General features: G+C 65.3%; 2 protein-coding genes. One reads left to right on the plus strand and one right to left on the minus strand.

Annotated elements, in window-relative coordinates:
• On the minus strand, window positions 1–538 hold a 538-nt coding region (locus tag K728_RS0106760; RefSeq protein WP_024476262.1), incomplete at its 3' end, for an ABC transporter ATP-binding protein.
• A gap of 206 nt (window positions 539–744) precedes the next feature.
• On the opposite strand from K728_RS0106760, the gene K728_RS0106765 reads away from it, so the two are divergent.
• A partial coding sequence (locus K728_RS0106765) for an aminotransferase class V-fold PLP-dependent enzyme (RefSeq protein WP_024476263.1) occupies window positions 745–1,133 on the plus strand: 389 nt, incomplete at its 3' end.

A 1,133-nucleotide genomic window follows, 5' to 3' on the forward strand; every position in this document is an offset into this window, starting at 1 on the left:
CCCGCCGGATCTCCCGGCGAAACACCGACTCCATGATCGGGTCCAGCCCTGAGCTCGGTTCATCCAGGACGTATAGCCGGGCAGGCCGCGCGAATGCCGCAATGAGGGCAACCTTCTGCCGGTTGCCCTTCGAATAGGTGCGGCTCTTTCGCCGTGGATCGAACTCGAAGTCATCGATCAGGCGGGTCCGCAAGGCTTCATCAGCGCCACCGCGCAGCCCGGTGAGGAGATCGATGACCTCTCCACCGGACAGGTTGGGCCAGAGACTCACGTCCCCGGGCAGATAGGCGAGATCCCGGTGGGTGCGGACCGGTTCACGCCACGGATCGGCACCAAAGACGGTGACAGTGCCCGAGGAGGGCCGAATGAGGCCGAGCAGGATCCGCAGGGTGGTCGACTTCCCTGCCCCATTTGGGCCAAGAAACCCATGCACCTCACCGGCGCCGACCGACAGGTCGAGACCGTCCAGTGCGTGGGTTTTTCCGAATACCTTCCCCAGCCCCCGCACAGCAATGACCGGATCGGTTGCGTCAGCCATAATGTGTCCGTTCACCAGCCCGACGACAACGACGCGGTGGTTTCCGCAGCGTTCCCCGAGGCTCCAGCCTTCGGGCCGCAAGTGCATCGACGGGTTCTGTTGCACAGCGTACAAGCGTCCGGGTAGCGGCGGTAGAGTCCTGCCCACCTCTCGCGGGTTTCCCCCTTAGGCTTGAGCAACGTCTGCCAGCCATCCGAAAGGACCTCATGCCCCTCGACGTCGAGAGCCTGCGTTCACACTTCCCGTCCCTGGCCTCCGGGATCGCCCATTTTGATGGTCCGGGCGGAACCCAGACACCGCGCGTCGTGGGGCAGGCGATCGCTGATACGCTCACCGGTCCGCTGTCCATTCGGGGGAGCTCAGTCGCCTCCGAACGCAACGCTGATCAGGCGGTCCTCAGCTTCAGGTCGGCGATGGCGGATTTCCTCAACGCGGACCCGTCCGGGATTGTCTACGGCCGCAGTGCCACCCAACTCACCTACGACTTCGCCAAGCACCTCAGCACCGGCTGGGGGCCAGACGACGAGGTGGTCGTGACCCGTCTGGACCACGACTGCAACGTCCGGCCGTGGGTTCAGGCCGCCGAGCGGCGGGG

Origin of the sequence: Arthrobacter sp. CAL618 (assembly GCF_000468215.1) — a bacterium.
Classification (GTDB): domain Bacteria; phylum Actinomycetota; class Actinomycetes; order Actinomycetales; family Micrococcaceae; genus Arthrobacter_D.